Genomic DNA, 17,554 nt, shown 5'->3' with positions numbered 1-17,554 from the left:
GTCAGCCACGCGGTGGCAGCTTCACCACGCTGACGAAGAACTCGTCGATCTGGCGGATCACCGCGATGAACCGCTCGAAGTCCACCGGCTTGGTCACGTACGCGTTGGCGTGCAGCTGGTAGGAGCGCAGAATGTCCTCGTCGGCCTGCGACGTGGTCAGCACCACCACCGGGATCCGGCCCAGCTCGTCGTCCTTCTTGATCTCCTCCAGCACCTCCCGGCCGTCCCGGCGGGGCAGGTTCAGGTCGAGCAGGATCAGGTCGGGCACCACCGCGTCGGCGTACTTACCTTCCCGGCGCAGGTACGCCAGGGCCTCGGCTCCGTCGGACACGACGTTGAGCCGGTTACGGACCTTGTGCTCCTCGAACGCCTCCTGGGTCATCAACACGTCGCCCGGGTCGTCCTCGACGAGCAGCACCTCGATCGGGCTCTTGCCGTCCGGTTCGGTCATTGCCGCCTCCATCATCACACCGCCGCCTGCGTGGCAGCGGCCGGTGCACCGTCGTTTTCCGCCGCCTCGGCCTGGCGTGGGGTCACCGGAAGAGTAAAACTGATCGCCGTACCCTGCTCGACCTGGGTGTCGACCCAGATCCGGCCGCCGTGGTACTCGACGATCTTCTTGCCGATCGCCAACCCGATCCCGGTGCCCGGGTAGGCGTCCTTCGAGTGCAGCCGCTGGAAGATCACGAAGATCTTGTCGGCGAACTCTGCTTCGATCCCGATGCCGTTGTCCCGGCAGGTGATCTCCCACTCGCCGTCGATCTGGCGGGCGGAGACCTCCACCTTCGGGGCGATCTCCGGCTGGCGGAACTTGAACGAGTTGCTGACCAGGTTGACCAGCAGGTTCGTCAGCAACGGCTCCTCACCGGAGACCACCGGCAGGTCCGACCAGGTCAGCTCGCCGCCGACGTACTCGCGGGTCGACTCGGTCTGGCTGGCCACGTCGGTCATCACCTTGTTCAGGTCGACATCGGTGAACCCGCTGGTCAGCCGGCCGATCCGGGAGAACGCCAGCAGGTCGTTGATCAGCCGCTGCATCCGCTGCGCCCCGTCCACCGCGAACCCGATGTACTGGTCGGCGCGGGCGTCGAGCTGGCCGGCGTACCGGCGCTGCAGCAGCTGACAGAAGCTGGCCACCTTGCGCAGCGGCTCCTGCAGGTCGTGCGAGGCCACGTAGGCGAACTGCTCCAGGTCACGGTTGGAGCGCACCAGCTCCTCCGCCTGCTTCTGCAGCTGGCTGTTGACCCATTCGACGCGTTCCCGGGCGTCGCGCACCTCGTCCAGATCGGCGGCGATCTTGCGGCGCATCCCGTCCACGTCGCTGGCCAGCGCCGCCAGCTCCGGCGGCCCGACCCCGGCGATGTCGCGTTCGTACTCGCCGTTGGCCACCTGCCGCACCTGGGCGGCCAGCCCGGTGACCGGGCCGATGACCAGGCGGTTCAACGACACCATCAGGACGATCCCGGCCGCCACCACGACGAGCGCCGCGACGATCAGCAGGACCACCAGGGTGCCGCTGGTGCTCCGGGCGTCGCCGGCGACCTGGTTGCGCACCACCAGGATGTCCGCCTGCAACTGGTCGACGTCGGCGCGCAGCCCGTCGAACTGCTGCCGGGCCGCGTCGGTCAGCAGCGCCTGGGCGGCCGCCGTCCCCTCGGCGGCCACGGCGGCGATCACCGGTTCGGCGACGGTGTCGCGCCACCGCTGTGCGGCGATCGCCACCTCGTCGATCTGCGGCCGCAGCGGATCGTCCGGATCGATCAGCGCCACCATGTGACCGATCAGCTGCCGCTCCTGCTCCACCCCGGCCCGGTAGGGGGCGAGATCCGCCGGGTCCCCGGAGACGGCATAGCCGCGTACCCCGGTCTCCTGGTCGACCAGCGTGGTGAGCAGACTCTCCGCGTCGGTGCGGAGTGGGCCGATCTCGCTCAGGATGGTGTCGATGTGGTCGCGGTTGGCGTTGGCGACCACCGCCGCGCCCGCGGCCAGCGCGGCGAGCAGACCGCCGACGACCGCACAGAGCAGCACCACCCGGGCCCGCAGGGTCAGCCGGCTGGCCTGCATGACCGCGCTCATCGGCCGCCGCCCCGGCTGACCAGCAGCATCGCGACGTCGTCGGCGAGCGGACCACCGTTGATCTCCTCGGCCCGGCCGACCAGCCAGCCCGGCAACGCCGGCAACGGCACCGCGCGGGCCGCCGGCTCGGCCACCAGCCGCTGCAGACCGGCGACGTCGAGGCGCTCGTTGGAGTCGCCGAGGCGCCCCTCGATCAGACCGTCGGTGTACATCAACAGGGACCACTCATCGGTGTCGAACTCCACATCGAAAGCGCGGGGTGGGCGGGGTCGGACACCGAGCAGCAGGCCCCCCGGCGCGGGCACCGGCCGGACCTGGCCGCCGCTGAACAGCAGCGGAGGTGGATGTCCCGCCAACCGTACCGTGGCCCGGTTCGCCTGCAGATCCAGCCGGACCGCAGCCACCGTGGCGAAGATCTCCCGGAGCCGGCGTTCGCTCATCAGCACCTGCTCCAACGCCGGCAGTACGGCGTCGTCGGCCACCCCGGCCAGCACCAGGGCCCGCCAGGCGACCCGTAGCTCCACGCCGAGCGCGGCCTCGTCCGCCCCGTGCCCGCAGACGTCCCCGACGATCAGGTCGACCCGGTCCGGGGTCGTCTGCACCACGTCAAAGAAGTCGCCGCCGATCAACGCGGCGTGCCGGCCCGGCCGGTAGAACGTGTGTACCGAGATCTCATCGGTCTCCATCAACGGCTGCGGCAACAGGCCGCGCTCCAGCCGGGCCGACTCGGCCTGCCGCAGCTCCACCTCCCGCAGCCGCCGGGCGTTGTCGTCGGCCCGCTTGCGTTCCACCGCGTACCGCAGTGCCCGGCTCAGCAGCACCCCGTCGACCTGGCCCTTGACCAGGTAGTCCTGGGCGCCTTCGGCGACGGCGTCCACCCCGAGGTGCTCGTCCTGACGGCCGGTCAGGACGCAGACCGCCGCCCGACCGGCCACGCCCAGCACCCGACGCAGGCCGTCCAGCCCCTGCGCGTCCGGCAGCCCCAGATCGAGCAGTACGCAGTCGACCCCGGCGATACGTTCCCGCGCCTGGTTGAGGCTGTTCGCCACCACCAGATCGACCGCCGCCTGCGCCTCGGCCAGCAGCTCGCCGACGAGGAAGGCGTCGCCTTCGTCGTCCTCGACCAGCAGCACCCGCAGCCGCCGCGTCGGCGGCAGGGGCGTCAGCCCGTCGGTCGACTCACCGGTCTGCGCACAGGGCTGGGAGCGGGGCGGCACCACCGACGAACCGGTCATGCCGGCCCGCCATGCAGGCACCGGCGTCGCGGTCGGTGAATGTCGATGGCCGGCTCCTTCAGGGTGACCCGCCGATCGTCTCCCACCCTGACCCGACACACAACCGCAGCCACCGTGTTGGTGGCGCGGTCGGTCGGACCGTCGGATGCGAGGGCGGGCATGTTCACAAACTAGGCCACCGGACCGCCGGCCGGTGACCCGGCCGGCCCAGGTTGGGCAGGATGAGGTGACCTGACCCCGCTCCGGCAGGAGAGCCACATGCGCGCACCCCTCGTCGCCGCCGCGTACCGGGCGTTCACCCGGCCCCGCCGCCGCCCGGCCGCCATGCTCGCCGCGTTCGCCGCGCTCGGGCTGGTCGCTGCCGGCGCCCTGGTCGACCTGCGTCCACCCACGCCCCTCGGCGCCGACGCGCCGGCCACCGCGTTCAGCGCGGCCCGCGCGTACCGGCACGTCGAGCAGGTCGCGCGGCGGCCGCACCCGGTCGGCAGCCCCGCCAACGACGCGGTCCGCGACCACCTCGTCGACACGTTGACCGGGCTGGGCCTGGTGCCGGAGGTGCAGGAGACCATCGGCGGCGAGGCCGGGCAGCTGAGCGGGGCCGCCGCCGGTGCCACCCTGGCCCGGGTCCGCAACGTGATCGCCCAGATCCCCGGTACAGATCCCACCGGCCAGGTCCTGCTGGTCACCCACTACGACTCGGCGCAGGTCAGTCCCGGCGGCAACGACGACGGGGCGGGCGTCGGCACGCTGCTCGAGGTGGCCCGCGCGCTGATCGAGGGCGACCGGCCACGCAACGACGTCGTACTGCTGTTCACCGACGCCGAGGAAGCCTGCCTGTGCGGCGCGTCGGCGTTCGTCGCCGGGCACGCGCTCGCCGTGGACCGCGACGCCGTGGTGCTCAACCTGGAGGCGCGGGGCAGCAGCGGCCCGGTGGTCACCTTCGAGACCTCCCGGGGCAACGCCGCGCTGATCGACGTCTTCGGCCGCGCCGCGCCGCACCCGGTCGGTACGTCGTTCGCGGTCGAGGTGTACCGGGCGCTGCCCAACGACACCGACTTCACGCCGTTCCTCGACGCCGGTTTCGCCGGGCTGAACTCGGCGTACATCGACGGGTCGGCGGTCTACCACACCCCGCAGGACACCGCGGCGTCGATGAGCCTGGCCAGCCTGCAGCACCACGGCGACAACACCCTCGGCCTGGCGCGCGGGTTCGGCGCGGTCGACCTGTCGGCACCGGCCGCCGACACCGACGCCACCTATTTCCCCACCCCGGCCGGGCTGGTGCACTACTCGGGCACGCTGACCTGGCCGTTGGCGGTGCTGGCCGCCGTGGCCGTCGGGGCGCTGGCCTGGCTGACCCGCCGCCGGGGTCGGGCCAGCTGGCCGCAGCTGGCCGCCGGCGTCGGGCTGGCCGGCGTACCGCTGGTCGCCGCGCCGGCCGCCGGGCAGGCGCTCTGGGCCGTCGTGGTCGGGCTCCGGCCGCAGTACGCCGACCTGCTCGACCCGTACCGGCCGGTGCCGTACCGACTGGCGGTGCTGGCGGTGACCGCGGCCGTGGTCTTCACCTGGTACGCCCTGCTGCGCCGGCGGGTCGGCCCGGCGGCGCTCGCCGTCGGCGGCCTGGCCTGGCTGGCGTTGCTCGGTCTGCTGCTCGCCGGGTTCGCCCCCGGCGGGTCGTACCTGGCGGTGCTGCCGGCGTTGGCGGGTGCCGCCGGGTGTCTGGTGGCGCTGTCGGTGCGGCCCACCGGGGCGTGGCCGGTGGTCGCGGTGACCGCCGGGGCGTCGGTCGGCGTACTGATCCTGCTGCCCACGGTGGTGCTGCTCTTCCCGGCGCTGGGCCTGGGGTTGGGCGGGGTCGCCGCGTTCGTCGCGGTGCTGCTGGCGTTCGCGGCGCTGCCGGTGCTGGATCTGGCCCTGCCACAGGCCGGCGGTCAGCGGGGGCTGGCGGCGGTCCGGGCCCGTCGCGCCGGGCCAGTGCCCGCGGTCGCCACCGCGCTGGCGGCGCTGGTGCTGGTCGGGGTCGGCCTGGCGGTGGACCGGTTCGACGCCGACCATCCGGTGCCGACCCATCTGATGTACGCGTTGGACACCGACACCGGGCAGGCCAGATGGTTGACCGAGGAGACCCGGCCGCAGCCCTGGACCGCCGGGTACGTCGCCACGACCACCACGGTGGACGCCGAGTTCCCGCTGCTGGGCGGCGAGTCGTTGGGTGCCGGGCCGGCCCCGGCGGCGGATCTGCCGGCCCCGGCACTGGACCTGCTCGACGACACCGGCGTCGACGCCGACGGGCAGCGGACGGTGCGGCTGCGGCTGCTGCCGCAGCGTCCGGTACGGCTGGTGACGCTGCACGTCGCCGCCGGGTCGACGACGGTGGTGTCGGCGCGGGTGGCCGGGCAGGATCTGCCGGTCGCCGCCGTCGGCGCTGACTCGGCCGGGCCGTGGAGCTTCGGTACGGTGTTCCACGCCCCGCCGCCGCAAGGGCTGGAGATCGCCCTGGTACTGCAGGCCGGCTCCGGCGACGGTTCGGTGCGGATCCGGGTCACCGACGGCAGCGACGGCCTCCAGGACCTGCCCGGTTTCACGCCCCGCCCCCTCGGGGTGGGGATCGCCGGCTCGCACACCAGTGAGCTGGTCACCGTCGCCCGCACCTACCCGTTCTGACCCCCACCCACTCCGCCCCGCCCCGCCCCGCCCCGCCCCGCCCCGCGACGATCTTGCCCCGCGACGCGACGCGACGATCTTGCACTTATCGAGAACTTTTGTCCGTTTCGTCCAACGATAAGCGCAAGATCGTCGCGATCATGGGAGGGGAGGGGCGGGGCGGGACGGGAAGGGGCAGAGGACGGTGGATCAGCCGCGACCCTGGTCGGCGATGAAGGCCGCGATCCAGGCCAACGGCGCGTTCCAGTTGATGGTCAACTCGTTGGTGGACCAGGACTCGATGTCGTCGACGTAGCAGAACTGCGGCGCGCAACCGGCCAGCAGGCGCTGCGCCACCGGGTCCTGGATCGACGAGTTCGGGCCGCCGGCGAGCGTGCCACGCGGCGGGTTCGGCAGCTCAGGGTTGAGCTGCCGGGCGTACCAGCGGGAGTGCTGGTTCTGCGACGACACCGTTCCGTAGCCGGTGACGTAGGAGATGTTGAGCGCGTTGCGGCCGAAGATGTAGTCCATCGACTGCAGCACCCCGTCGCGGTACTTCTCCTTGCCGGTCAGGTCGTACGCGGTGGCGATCACGATCGCGTTGTTGACGATGACACTGTTCGAACCCCAGTCGTAGATGTTGCCGGCCGGGGCGTACGGGACGCCGTACGGGTGAGCGTGGAGCGTGGCCAGGTAGCGGTCCGCCGCCTCGATCACCGACGCCCGCACCTGCCACCAGCCCGGCAGGCTGTTCGGCACCGTGGCCAGCGCCATCCGGCCCAGCGGCGCGGTCCACTGCCAGCCGAACGCACCCTCCTTGAAGATGTCACCGGTGTGGTGCGGCGAGGCGAGCACGAAGTCGCGGAACTCCCGCTCACCGGTGGTCAGGTACAGCTCGGCCGCCGCCCAGTAGAACTCGTCGGTGACGTCGACGTCGTCGTAGGGACCGCCGCCGATGGCGTCGGCCGGGTCGGCGTACATCTCGGGGTTGGCCTTGGCCGCCGCCCACGCGGTCCGGGCCGCGCGCAGGTTGCGCTCGGCGAAGGCCGGATCGTACGGCGCGAACACCCGCGCCGCCTGGGCGGCGGTCGCCGCCAGGTTGAGGGTGGCTGCGGTCGACGGCGGGTGCAGCTCCCGCAGCTGGGCGTCCAGGTGCGGCAGCAGCGGCAGACCGGTCCACGCGGCGTCGTGGATCTTGTGGTGGGCCATGCCGGCCAGCGGCTGCCCGGCCGGGACCTGCATCTTCAGCAGGAACTCCTGCTGCCAGCGAACCTCGTCGAGGATGTCCGGCAGGTTGTTGCCGCTCTCCGGCAGGTCCAGCACGCCGTCGCGCTGCAGCCACGAGTTGCCCTGGCCGACCCGCAGACTCCGCTCGTACTCGTTCATCAGCTGGTAGACGGAGATGCCGCCGTTGACGACGTACTTGCCGTGGTCACCGGCGTCGTACCAGCCACCGGAGACGTCCAGGGTGTAGTCACAGACGCCGGGCTGGCAGGGCACCTCCAGGTCACCCTGGTTGGGGGCGACGCCGACGTGCCCGGCCGGGCGGCCGTAGCCGGGCCGCAGCTCGTCGCGAATCTCGATGCCGCTGCGCTGGGTGTAGTAGAACTTCAGCGCGTCGGCGCGCAGCTGGGTGTAGAAGCTGGTGCCGATCTCGAACGGGAAGCTCGTCTCGCCGTCGGCGACCAGGGTGTAGCCGGTGCCGGGCCGGACGAACCGGCTGAACGTGATCGAGTGGACGTTCTGGCCGGAGGATTCGTCCAGCCCACGCGGCTTCGTCTTGCCGTTGACGACGACCTTGCCGCTGGAGTCGTACAGCTTCCAGGGCAGCGGGTCGGTGGCGTCGGTGACGAGGGTGGCGTTCTTCGGCCCCTTCGGCAGGTAGCCGACCTGGTTGACCCGCACCCGGGGTCCGGTGTCCGGCACGTACTCCTCCGGTTCCGCCCCGCCACGCAGCGAGACGTTGTCGAGGCAGAGCCGCCACGGGTCGGTGCTGCCGCCGACCTGGAAGGCGACCTGCGCGTTGGGCAGGTCCACCGGGGCGGTGAAGGTGTACGTGTAGTTGTTGCCGGAGACGCTGACCTCGGGGTTGGCCGCCATGAACTGGGTCCACGGGTCGACCGGCAGTTGGATCAACGCCCGGATCACCTTGTTCGGGGTGGCGGTGGCGAAGAACTTGTACTCGTACGTCTCACCGGCGACCAGCGGGACGTTGTCCTGGCCGATGATGACGTCCCACGGGTTGACGGTGCCACCGGGGATGTCGGCACAGAGCTGCTGGCTGCTGGAGTCGAGGGTGATGTTGGGAGTGCCCCACCAGGGTTCGTGGCCGTCGTCGAAGGTGCCGTTGACGATCTGTTCGGGTGCCTCGTCCTGCGCGTGGGCGGGAACGGCGGCGGTGAGGGCGGTGGCGGTCAGCGCCGTCACCGCGGTAACGGCGAGCGGAACGGTCCGCCGCCGGGAGAGTATCGACACGCCGGGTCCTTTCGATGGTCGTGCGGCGCCGCCGTGGGGCCGGACGCCGCGTCAGCGGTCGTGCATCGAAAGCAGCGGATGGGAGCGCTCCCACCCGCAGTACTCGAATATTCGCAGCGTGTTTCGAGCATGTCAATAGATCTATTCGACCCCTTCACCGGGGGCGCAGCGCCGATACCCGGTCGTAGACCTCGTTGCGGTGCAGACCGGTCAGCTCACCCGCGAGCGACCGGACCGTACGGGTGTCCAGGCCCGCGCCGAGCAACAGCTCGATCACCCGGTCCGGGTCGAGCGCACCGGCACCGCCGCCGGTCGCCGACTCGCGACGCCGGGCACCCTCCACCACCACGGTCACCTCACCCCTGACCTCGTCGCGGGCCGCCAGGTCGGCGTACACCTGGGACAGCGGCCCGCGCAGCCACTCCTCGTACGACTTGGTCAGGTTGCGCACCAGCGCCACCGACCGGTCGCCGAGCACCTCGCGCACGTCGGCCAGCATCTCCACCACCCGGTGCGGCGCCTCGAAGAAGATCAACGTGGCGGCCACCGGGGCGACCTCGGTCAACGCGGTCCGGCGGGCGGCCGACTTGCGGGGCAGGAACCCGACGTACAGGAATCGGTTGGCCGGCAGGCCGGAGCCGACCAGCGCGCTCACCGCAGCGCTCGCCCCCGGCAGCGGGTCGACCCGTAGCCCGTCGGCGAGCGCCGCCCCGACCACCAGGTAGCCGGGATCGTTGACCAGCGGCGTACCGGCGTCGGAGATCAACGCGACGTCGGTGCCAGCGTTCAGCGCGGCGACCAGCTCCTTGGTCCGGGCCTGCTCGTTGTGGTCGTAGCAGCTGACCACCCGCACGTCGATGTCGTGCGCGTCGAGTAGCCGCCGGGCCCGCCGGGTGTCCTCGGCGGCGACCAGCCCGGCGGTCCGCAGCACGTCCAGCGCCCGCAGCGTGATGTCGCGTGGGTTGCCGATCGGCGTCGGCACCACCGACAGCGTGCCGCGCCGCTGCTCGCCCTGGTCGCCGCCCTGCTGCCCGCCGTGGTCGCTCCCCCGCTGCCCCTCACTCACCCGGCGATGGTAGCCATCCCGGTCCGGCGTCAGCGGGTGAGCCCGAGGGCCGTGGCCAGTCGGGCGACGCCGGCCGATTGCGGTCCGGTGCGGGCGATCTCAGCGACGAGGGTACGGGCGGAGGGTCGGGCGCGGATTTCAGCCGGTGCGACGCGGTCGGCGTCGACGAGCCACCGTCCCGCTCCGGCGGTGTCGCCGGTGTCGAGGTGGGCGCGGGCGGCGTCGAGCAGGTACGCGGCCCGGTGTTCGGCGGGTAGTCCCTGCCAGGGTTGTCGGCTGGTGGCGGTGTCGTGGCGGCGTACGGCCTGGTGGGCGTCGCCTGACTCGACGGCTGCCACGACGTGTGCGAGTTCGACGGCGGCTGGGCCGAACGTGGAGGTGCGGTAGTCCTGCCCGTCGCCGACCTGCCCGGCGACGGTGGCGGCTTGGGTGAGGAGTTCGCTGGCGCTGTGGGTGTCGCCGCTCCCGGCGGCGGCAAGGGCCGCCTGCAGCAGCAGCGTCCCGTACACAGACTGCCGTTCTGTCGACGCGGCTCCTCCGGTTGACGCGGCTACCCGGTCGGCGGCGGTGATCGTCGCCGCCATCGCGAGTCGGGGCTGGTCGAGGGCCCGTAGGGCCTGGGCGAGTGGCACCACCGCCGACCCGGCCGACACCACGTCGCCGTCGGCTGCGGCGAGCGCCCGGTCGGCGGCCAGCCAGGCCAGGTCCGGCTCGCCGACTTTGACCAGCACCAGCGCGGTGACCCGGTACGCCGACGCCAACAGGTCCGCCCCCTGCTCCGGCCGGGCGGAACGCAACCGGCGGGCGGTGTCCAGCAACTCGGGTGCCGCCCGCAGCAGTCGGGGATAGTCGCCGTGCCGGTACGTCGCCCACCCGTGCTCCACCCGCCGCACCGTCTCCCCCGACAACGTCGGCGACACACCGCCAGGTGCGGTGCCGAATACGGCGTAGCTGGCCAGCGCTGCCCGGACCGCGTCGACACCGGCCGTCGCCTCACCGGTCTGCGGCCGACCGTCGCCGCCGTCGAGCAACTCCGCCGGGTCGACCCGCAGCACCTCGGCGACCTGCCGGATCACCGAAAACCTGTCCAGTCTGCGGACGCCGCGTTCGACCTTGTCGACCCAGCTCTTCGACCGGCCGATCCGATCGGCGAACACCTGCTGCGTCATCTGCCGCCGTACCCGCCACAGCGCGACCCGACGACCCACACCCACGGTCACGGTCACCGGCGGCCTCCCGCGTCGATCCACGTCCACGCCACGAACCGTTCATACAACTCGACCACATCGGTGATGCCGGCCTCCCGCGCCGCCACCGGCAACAGTTCACCGACGTCCACCGACAACGCGACCGGCTCACCCACGTAGGCCTGCGCCAACTGCACCCGACCCGGCGGACACGGCCACGGCGTCCCGTCCGGACACACCGCACACCACCACGACGGCCGCACCGGCTCATGCACCGGCCCCCTACCGGCTGCGGGTGTCCTCACGGCAGGAAGTGCCGGCCGGCGTTACCACCCCGCCGCGACGCCCGATCAGTACGGGTCGCCGGCCGCCGATCCGGCGGCGACGCGCTCACCTCGGCGAACCGCCGCCGGCCCGGCACCGGATACACCACATCCACCGGCACGTCCGCACGCTGAAACCACTTCCCGAACACGATGCCCCCCTCGGCGAGAGTTGGAAGGGCGGCGACCCCGAGGTGGCTCTCCACGACAACCCCGAAGCCGCCGCCGTAGGCGGGCCCGACGCGCGAAAAGGGCGATCACGGGATGCGACGCCGGGCCCAGCTTGCAGATCGCGAACCGAACGGCAATGCGACCTACCTGTAGCCTGCCCGCGACACCCAGCGGCGGTCTACAGTGCTGCTGTCCGCCAGCGCCGGCTGCTGTCCGCCATCACGGAAGGGGCTGATGTGTCTCGCACAGCTCATCCAGCTCGGGTGCCGGCACCCGAATCCGCGCCAAGCCTCGGCGTACGCGGTCGACCCGCCACCAGTTCGACGCCGCGACCCGCCCCGACACCACCGCCGCAGCGACCTGCGCTACCGCTTCGTGCGGGTCCACCGGCAGCAGGGACTGGCCGAGATCCAGCCTGGCCGAGGCGATCCGCCGTGGCCGGCTTCCCTGCGTGAGAAGGCCGGCCAGGACGTCGCTGGACTCGGTGGCCGCTGCCGGGTCGCCGACCCACGCCAGGGTGGTTGCCACGTAGGCTCGCGCTTTGCCCGGGTCGTAGCGGTAGTGGTGCTCAGGTCGGTCGGGCTGGCTCAACGGCGACACCATCCGCTCCAGCCGGACCAGTGTGTCTCCAGTCGCCTTACGGTCGCCGAGCAGCGCCAGCGCCCGGCCGGTCTGCGCCGTCGACTGCAGATAGGCGCTGCTGCCGGCTGGGGCCATAGCCCGAGCACCACGAGCCAGGTCGAGGGCCGCAGTTGGATTGCCAGCGATCAATTCACTCCATGCCCGGGTTTCCAGGCACCAGGCGCGGATCTCGTCATGCTCCGTGTGCGCGCCCATCGCCTCGGCGGTGCGCAGATGCGCGATCGCACTGTCACTGCGACGCAGGTCGATCAGAACGGTGGCGGTGAGCAGCGACAGCCACCCTCCGGCTACCAGAATCCGTCGGTGCTGATTGAGCGTCATCCGGCGACCAGAACCGACGAGGGTGGTGATGTACGTCAGGTGCCGACGGACGCGCGGAAGTAGCGCGTGCGGGGAGGCAGTCGGATAGGCCATGGCGAGTTCATCAACGGCCGCCTCAAGACCGGTGACCGTGGTACTGCCGATGTCGGTGGCAGCGACCCGACGGGCGAGCTCGGCAGAATCATGCTCACCTCCATCGGTGAGCATCTCGGTGAGAACACCGCCGGAGCCCAACACCTCATCGAGCCGACCGGCCACATCGACAGTTGCCGTCTTGCGGCCGGTTTCCAGATCATGCAAGTACGACTTCGCGTAGTGAGCCTTCCCAGCAAGATCGCGCAGCGACAGACCGGCCCCCTGGCGAAGCGCACGCAGGGTCGACGGCCAGCGCGGATCGATGATTCGGGCCATTCAGGTCACCACCCAAGAGCTGTCCGGGCACCGGCCAGGCGCTTGTCACACCCCACCAACACATCAGACGGTACCTTCGGTCTCCGACAGCCTACGTACAGTCGCGAGCTGGATGGTTCCTCGGCAGCTTGTGACGATGAACGACGACAGCCGGACTGACCGGCAACCGCCATCGCCGACCTCCGCGCCGGAGGCGTACGGGTCATCTCCGGCCCAGCCGTCGACGTTGTCCGTGATCGGCCAGCTAGGTCTGGGTCGGGACGGGCGTCTGCTGGTAGAGGGCGAGTCGCCAGTCGCCCCCTTGCCGGGTGTAGACGCTGGACATCAGCGCGACGAACGCGGGTTCAGGCTCCTCGCGGTAGGCGCGGCCGCTGTAGAGGACGATCGCCTGATCGCCGTCGAGGGCAATGAGCCGTTCGTCGGCGATGTCGTAGGCCCGCCACGGCGGTGCCTCGTTCAGGGAGTCGATGACTGCCTGTCGATCGAAGACCTGACCGTTGGCCAGGACCATGACGCCGTCGTCCGTCATGATCCGTCCGTAGAAGTCCGCGCCGGTGCTGTCGCAGAGCGACGCCCACCCCTGGTGTTCGAGGTCGAGCAGCACGTCGAGCACGGTGTGGGCTCCTTGACTAGGTGGATTTCCAGGCTACTTCGACAGCGACGGCACCGCCGAGAGTCTGGGCATCGACGTGCCACCGCTACGCCGGCGAAGCTCTGGGCCGGTTGGCCAGATCTGTGATCATGCTGGGGTGATCGCCGTGCAGTTCGACGCGCCCGTCGACGCGCCTGGGCAGGTGACCGGGTTCGAGCTGGGGCACGTCAGTCTGTGCTGGGACGGCGGGGCCCACAGTTCCCGCCAGCTCGGGTCTCGCGGTTTGTCGATGGTGTATCTCGTCGCCGCAGACATGCTCAGCGGTGTCGTGACCCTGTTGGCGCACCCGGACGCCAGCTACGTGTTGACCAGCGCCGCCAGCGGATGGAGTTTCGCCGTACGCCGTACCCGCCGTCATGGTCTGCGGTTGAGCACGCCCGCTGGCAGGCCGCTGTGCCAGGTGCCCGAGGCCGACTACGCGGTGGCGGTCTGGCGCGGCACCGACGCGTTGCTGGCCGCCCGTACGCCGATCGACGGCGGACCCCTGGCCGACCTGCAGACCGCCCTCGCCGCATTCCCGGACGTCTACCGCCGCTGACGGTCACGGACGACCACTCGCCCGGCTCACTCCGCCGACGTGGCCGCTGTTGCGGCGGCGCCGCTGGTCCGTACCGCGACGACGGCAACGGTCGTACCGGACATCGTCACGCTGCCGCCGGCCTTGTCGACAGCGGGTCCGACACTGTCCAGCACCGCTGCCTGTTCCTCCGGTGCGAGCCGGGTGAGGAGGCCCTGGGTCAGCATGAGATCGAACAGCTCGTCGCGGGTGTACGGCTGCGTCCAGTCGAAGCGCAGCTGCTCGGGGGTGCTGAATCCGCCGACCTCGTGCATGCCGTCGGCGGCTCTGGTCAACAGCGGCTGGTACGCGTCGACACCCTGCTTGTCCGGCTCGAAGGTGACCGGCGAGTCGGGCACCACCCGCTGGTAGGTGGCGGCGAAGGCTTCCGCCACGAGCGGCGGGAGCTGGAACACGTGCCAGAACGGTGCCAGCAGACCACCGGCGCGCAGGACCCGGGCGGCTTTGGTCGCCCCGGCGACCGGGTCGACCCAGTGCCAGGCCGTTCCGGCGATGACAGCGTCGAAGGTCCGGCCGGCGGCCTGCCACTTCTCGAATGTCGCCACCTCGACCTCGACGCCGGCGCGCCGCGCGAAGTCCGCCATTCGCAGGTCGGGTTCGACCCCGAGCACCGTGCAGCCGGCCTGCTGGAACTGTCGGGCTTCGATGCCGGTGCCGCAGCCGACGTTCAACATCCCGGAACCGGGACTGGCGGCGACGATCCGCCGTACCAGCGAATCGGGGTAGCGAGGTCTGGCCCGGTCGTAGCGCGGTGCGTCGACGCCGAACGATTCGGCGACGCCCCTGGCAAGATGAGGATCCGGTGGCCTACCGGACGATAAAGTGGGCATGTGCCCACTCTAGTGGGCAATCGCCCACTCCGGTGGCCCGACAGGCGAGCGGAGGAGCCCACAGTGCCGACCGGTGTGGCCATCCGCGACGCGCGCGAGCAGTTGTTCGACGCCGCCGAACGGGTCCTGCTCCAAGCTGGGCCAAGTGGTCTGACCAGCCGGGCGGTCACCACCGAGGCGGGGGTCGCCAAGGGCGTCCTGCACCGCTACTTCGCCGACTTCGACACCTTCCTCACCGAGTTCGTGCTGGACCGGATGGCTCGGATCGATACCCAGGCCGCCGTCCTGCAGCAGGCAGCCGGGACCGGCACCGTCGCCGACAATCTGACCGGGCTGCTCACCGAGCTGTTCGGATCGGTGACCTTGGCTCTGATCAGTCTCATCGTCTCCCGCGACGAGCTGCGCGGACGGTTGCGGCAAGCCAGACCGGACCCGCGACTGCCGATCCTCTCGGACGCCACGGCCATGATCGCGTCCTACCTGGCCGCCGAGCGCGACCTCGGTCGGATCGCGGTCGACGCCGACATCGACGCGCTCGCGCCGATGCTGGTAGGGACCGGACATCTGCTCTTCGCTGACCGGGAGACCGACCCGCCGGACGCACCGGCGGTGCGCAAGGTCGTGACCATCGCCCTCGACAGCGCCGCACCGGGCCCATCGCGTTGACGATCGTTGCTTGACCTTGTCGTAGCGGCAACGTTTCTACTGGTGGCATGCGGATCGGCGAGCTTGCCGCGCTGGTCGGGGTCTCCACCCGGACCGTGCGCCACTACCACCACCTGGGGCTGCTACCCGAGCCCGAACGGCTGTCCAACGGCTACCGGGAGTACCTCCTGCGGGACGCGGTCGCGCTGGCCCGGGTACGCCGGTTGAGCGAGCTGGGGCTCTCGCTCGACGAGATCCGCGATGTACTCGCCGACGATCGGGGCCGGGAGCTGCGCGAGGTGCTCACCGAACTGGACGCCGACCTGGCCCGCCAGCAGGCGGCGATCGCCCAGCGGCGGCAGCGGCTCGCCGTACTGCTGGCCGCCGGCGAGTCGGTCGACGAGCTGGACGCCGATGCCACCGTCTCCGAGGAGATGGCGGCGGTGCTGCGCCAGCTGCCGACCGACGGCTCGGCGTTCGCCGCCCTGGACCGGGAGATGCTGGCGCTGCTGGACACCGGGGTGGCACCGGAGCAGCGGGGCGAGTTCAGCGCGCTGTTCCAGCCGTTGACCGAGCCGGCGATGCTGGCCCGTACGCAGGAGTTCTACCGCCGGCTCGACGAGATCGCCGACGCCGACCCGGCCGACGTACGGGTGGCGTCGCTCGCCGCCGACCTGGAGGGCTTCCTGCCAACCGAGATGACCGAGGCGATCGCTGCGAACGCCGACGACGCGACAGGGGTCCAGTGGCTGACCACTATCGCCGGTGAGTTCTCCCCCGCCCAGGCCGAGGTGTTCCGGCTGCTGGTCGCCCGGTTGCGAGGTCACCGGTGACCGCGCGTCGGGTCGGGGTGGCGCTGCGCCGGCTGGCCGGCTTCGAGGGTGCCGGCCTGGTCAGCCTCTGGCTGTGGGTACGCCGTCGCCGCCACGGCGTACCGGAGTCGGCGACGGCGGTGCCCTACGCCGGGGCGGTGGCGTTGACGATGGTGATGTTCCTGGTGGTGTCGATCGTCGAGCTGGTCGCGGTGGAGATTCTGCTGCGAGCGATCGGTGCGCCGGCCCCGCTGCGGCACGGGATCCTGATCGTCGACGCGTACGGCGTACTGATCGCGCTGGCCGTGATCGCCGCGACCGTGACCCGACCGCATGTGATCGGGCCCGACGAGATCCGGGTCCGGTCCGCCGCGTTCCTGGACGTGCGGGTGCCCCGCCGGCTGGTCACCGAGGTACGGTGCGCAACTACAACGAGCAGGGCACCATCCTCGTCGACGGTGACACGCTGATCGTGTCGGCGATCGCGCAGACGAACCTGGTGGTCGAGCTGGCCGAACCGGTCCGGGTGGTCCGCCCGCTGGGCCGTGTCGCACACGTACGGACGATCCGGTTCTTCGCCGACGACCCGACGTCCGCGCTGGCGGCCTGGTCGACCGGGCCGGCCGCGACCGACCGGCCCGGGCCGTCGCCGGTCAGCCCAGCAACTGCTCCGAGCGCTCCCACAGCCGGCGGGCGAGATCAGGGTCGTACGCCTGGGAGTTGACTCGTCGGGCGGGTCGGCGCCTCTCGTAGTACAAGCCGGGCTCCCAGTCGATGTCGGGCTTGCTGGTGGCCAGCCAGACCAGCTGGTCGGCGCCCTTTTCCGGGGTGGTCAGCATGGCCCGGGTGACCGGGTTGGTGGTGATGAACCGCATGAGCCGGCTTGCCGACCTGGTCCCGAAGCTGGTCGCGACGTTGCCCGGGTGGAAGGCGGCGGCGGCGATGCCCTCGGTGTGGTATCGGCGGTGCAGTTCGGTGGTGAACAGGATGTTCTCCAGTTTGGCGGCGCTGTAGGCGCGGACCGGGTCAAAGTTGCGGTCGAGGTTGAGGTCGTCGATGTCGAGCTTGCCGGCCAGCCGCGCCCCGACGCTGGAGGTCTGGATGACGGTGGCCCGCGAGGCGGTCAGCTTGTCGATCAGCAGCCGGGTCAGCAGGAACGGGGCCAGGTGGTTGATCTGGAAGGTCTGTTCGAAGCCGTCGACTGTCCTGGTCGGATCGCCGAAGACGCCGCCGGCGTTGTTGGCGAGCACGTCGATGCGCGGGTACGCGGCGTCGAGTTCGGCGGCGAGTTTACGTACCTCGTCGAGGCGGGTGAAGTCGGCGAGGAAGTGGTCCGCGCCGATCGCGCGGGCGACGGCCTCGGTCTTGCCGGGGGATCGACCGACGATGACGACGCGGTGGCCGTCGTCGTGGAGTTGGCGGGCGGCCGCAGCGCCAATGCCGTCGCTGGAGCCGGTGATGACGATCGTCCTGGTCATGGTGACAGCA

General features: G+C 71.3%; 17 protein-coding genes. 6 read left to right on the top strand and 11 right to left on the bottom strand.

Annotated features, from left to right (window positions below):
- Nucleotide 1: 1 nt before the first annotated feature.
- From ACN28F_RS18875 to ACN28F_RS18865, 3 genes are read right to left on the bottom strand one after another with little or no spacing between them, the layout of a single operon-like run.
- Nucleotides 2–451, bottom strand: coding sequence for a response regulator (locus tag ACN28F_RS18875; protein WP_289209237.1), 450 nt, complete (start codon nucleotides 449–451; stop codon nucleotides 2–4).
- 14 nt (nucleotides 452–465) lie between these two features.
- The gene (locus ACN28F_RS18870; protein WP_289209236.1) at nucleotides 466–2,076 is read right to left on the bottom strand and encodes a sensor histidine kinase; all 1,611 of its coding nucleotides are present in this window, start codon (nucleotides 2,074–2,076) and stop codon (nucleotides 466–468) included.
- The gene (locus ACN28F_RS18865) at nucleotides 2,073–3,311 is read right to left on the bottom strand and encodes a PP2C family protein-serine/threonine phosphatase (RefSeq protein WP_421361445.1); all 1,239 of its coding nucleotides are present in this window, start codon (nucleotides 3,309–3,311) and stop codon (nucleotides 2,073–2,075) included. The genes ACN28F_RS18870 and ACN28F_RS18865 overlap by 4 nt, the downstream gene beginning before the upstream one ends.
- 258 nt (nucleotides 3,312–3,569) lie before the next feature.
- Between ACN28F_RS18865 and ACN28F_RS18860 the strand changes: the two genes are divergently transcribed.
- Nucleotides 3,570–5,975 (top strand): M28 family peptidase, encoded by a 2,406-nt coding sequence (locus ACN28F_RS18860; RefSeq protein WP_421358950.1) that lies wholly within the window; start codon nucleotides 3,570–3,572, stop codon nucleotides 5,973–5,975.
- Between the two features lie 189 nt (nucleotides 5,976–6,164).
- On the opposite strand, the gene ACN28F_RS18855 is transcribed toward ACN28F_RS18860, so the two are convergent.
- The 6 genes from ACN28F_RS18855 to ACN28F_RS18830 form a co-directional block, all read right to left on the bottom strand.
- On the bottom strand, nucleotides 6,165–8,429 hold the full coding sequence (locus ACN28F_RS18855) for a glycoside hydrolase family 9 protein (protein WP_421358948.1): 2,265 nt from the start codon (nucleotides 8,427–8,429) through the stop codon (nucleotides 6,165–6,167).
- A 154-nt stretch (nucleotides 8,430–8,583) separates the two neighbouring features.
- Nucleotides 8,584–9,495 carry a 16S rRNA (cytidine(1402)-2'-O)-methyltransferase gene (gene rsmI, locus ACN28F_RS18850; RefSeq protein WP_289209233.1) on the bottom strand — a complete coding sequence of 304 codons (912 nt, stop codon included), beginning with the start codon at nucleotides 9,493–9,495 and terminating at the stop codon, nucleotides 8,584–8,586.
- Nucleotides 9,496–9,524: 29 nt separating this feature from the next.
- Nucleotides 9,525–10,721: a helix-turn-helix domain-containing protein gene (locus ACN28F_RS18845; RefSeq protein ID WP_421358946.1), complete on the bottom strand. Its 1,197-nt coding sequence runs from the start codon at nucleotides 10,719–10,721 to the stop codon at nucleotides 9,525–9,527.
- Entirely contained in the window at nucleotides 10,718–10,879 is a 162-nt protein-coding gene (locus ACN28F_RS18840) for a hypothetical protein (protein WP_289209231.1), read from the bottom strand. The genes ACN28F_RS18845 and ACN28F_RS18840 overlap by 4 nt, the downstream gene beginning before the upstream one ends.
- Before the next feature lie 516 nt (nucleotides 10,880–11,395).
- Entirely contained in the window at nucleotides 11,396–12,550 is a 1,155-nt protein-coding gene (locus tag ACN28F_RS18835; protein WP_289209230.1) for a helix-turn-helix domain-containing protein, read from the bottom strand.
- Between the two features lie 244 nt (nucleotides 12,551–12,794).
- Complete coding sequence (locus ACN28F_RS18830) at nucleotides 12,795–13,163, bottom strand: nuclear transport factor 2 family protein (RefSeq protein WP_421358943.1); 369 nt, start codon at nucleotides 13,161–13,163, stop codon at nucleotides 12,795–12,797.
- Nucleotides 13,164–13,299: 136 nt separating this feature from the next.
- Here ACN28F_RS18830 and ACN28F_RS18825 point away from each other — a divergent pair, with 136 nt between their 5' ends.
- Complete coding sequence (locus ACN28F_RS18825) at nucleotides 13,300–13,740, top strand: hypothetical protein (protein ID WP_289209228.1); 441 nt, start codon at nucleotides 13,300–13,302, stop codon at nucleotides 13,738–13,740.
- A gap of 26 nt (nucleotides 13,741–13,766) precedes the next feature.
- Here the strand turns inward: ACN28F_RS18825 and ACN28F_RS18820 are convergent, their stop codons facing one another.
- Nucleotides 13,767–14,609 carry a class I SAM-dependent methyltransferase gene (locus ACN28F_RS18820; protein ID WP_421358941.1) on the bottom strand — a complete coding sequence of 281 codons (843 nt, stop codon included), beginning with the start codon at nucleotides 14,607–14,609 and terminating at the stop codon, nucleotides 13,767–13,769.
- 63 nt (nucleotides 14,610–14,672) lie between these two features.
- On the opposite strand from ACN28F_RS18820, the gene ACN28F_RS18815 reads away from it, so the two are divergent.
- Genes ACN28F_RS18815 through ACN28F_RS18800 form a run of 4 tightly spaced genes read left to right on the top strand, consistent with a single transcriptional unit; the run spans nucleotide 14,673 to nucleotide 16,790 of the window.
- Nucleotides 14,673–15,275 carry a TetR/AcrR family transcriptional regulator gene (locus ACN28F_RS18815; RefSeq protein WP_289209226.1) on the top strand — a complete coding sequence of 201 codons (603 nt, stop codon included), beginning with the start codon at nucleotides 14,673–14,675 and terminating at the stop codon, nucleotides 15,273–15,275.
- Between the two features lie 47 nt (nucleotides 15,276–15,322).
- Entirely contained in the window at nucleotides 15,323–16,087 is a 765-nt protein-coding gene (locus ACN28F_RS18810; protein WP_289209225.1) for a MerR family transcriptional regulator, read from the top strand.
- Nucleotides 16,084–16,536 carry a hypothetical protein gene (locus tag ACN28F_RS18805; protein WP_421358939.1) on the top strand — a complete coding sequence of 151 codons (453 nt, stop codon included), beginning with the start codon at nucleotides 16,084–16,086 and terminating at the stop codon, nucleotides 16,534–16,536. The genes ACN28F_RS18810 and ACN28F_RS18805 overlap by 4 nt, the downstream gene beginning before the upstream one ends.
- Complete coding sequence (locus ACN28F_RS18800) at nucleotides 16,485–16,790, top strand: hypothetical protein (protein ID WP_421358937.1); 306 nt, start codon at nucleotides 16,485–16,487, stop codon at nucleotides 16,788–16,790. The genes ACN28F_RS18805 and ACN28F_RS18800 overlap by 52 nt, the downstream gene beginning before the upstream one ends.
- On the opposite strand, the gene ACN28F_RS18795 is transcribed toward ACN28F_RS18800, so the two are convergent.
- Nucleotides 16,720–17,544 (bottom strand): SDR family NAD(P)-dependent oxidoreductase, encoded by an 825-nt coding sequence (locus tag ACN28F_RS18795; RefSeq protein ID WP_421358935.1) that lies wholly within the window; start codon nucleotides 17,542–17,544, stop codon nucleotides 16,720–16,722. The two genes, ACN28F_RS18800 and ACN28F_RS18795, sit on opposite strands and share 71 nt — an antisense overlap.
- Nucleotides 17,545–17,554: the final 10 nt, after the last annotated feature.

Origin of the sequence: Solwaraspora sp. WMMA2101, assembly GCF_049179175.1 — a bacterium.
Taxonomy (GTDB): Bacteria; Actinomycetota; Actinomycetes; order Mycobacteriales; family Micromonosporaceae; genus Micromonospora_E.
The sequence above is the reverse complement of the archived record's forward strand: the minus strand, read 5'-3'. Positions and strand labels throughout refer to the sequence as shown.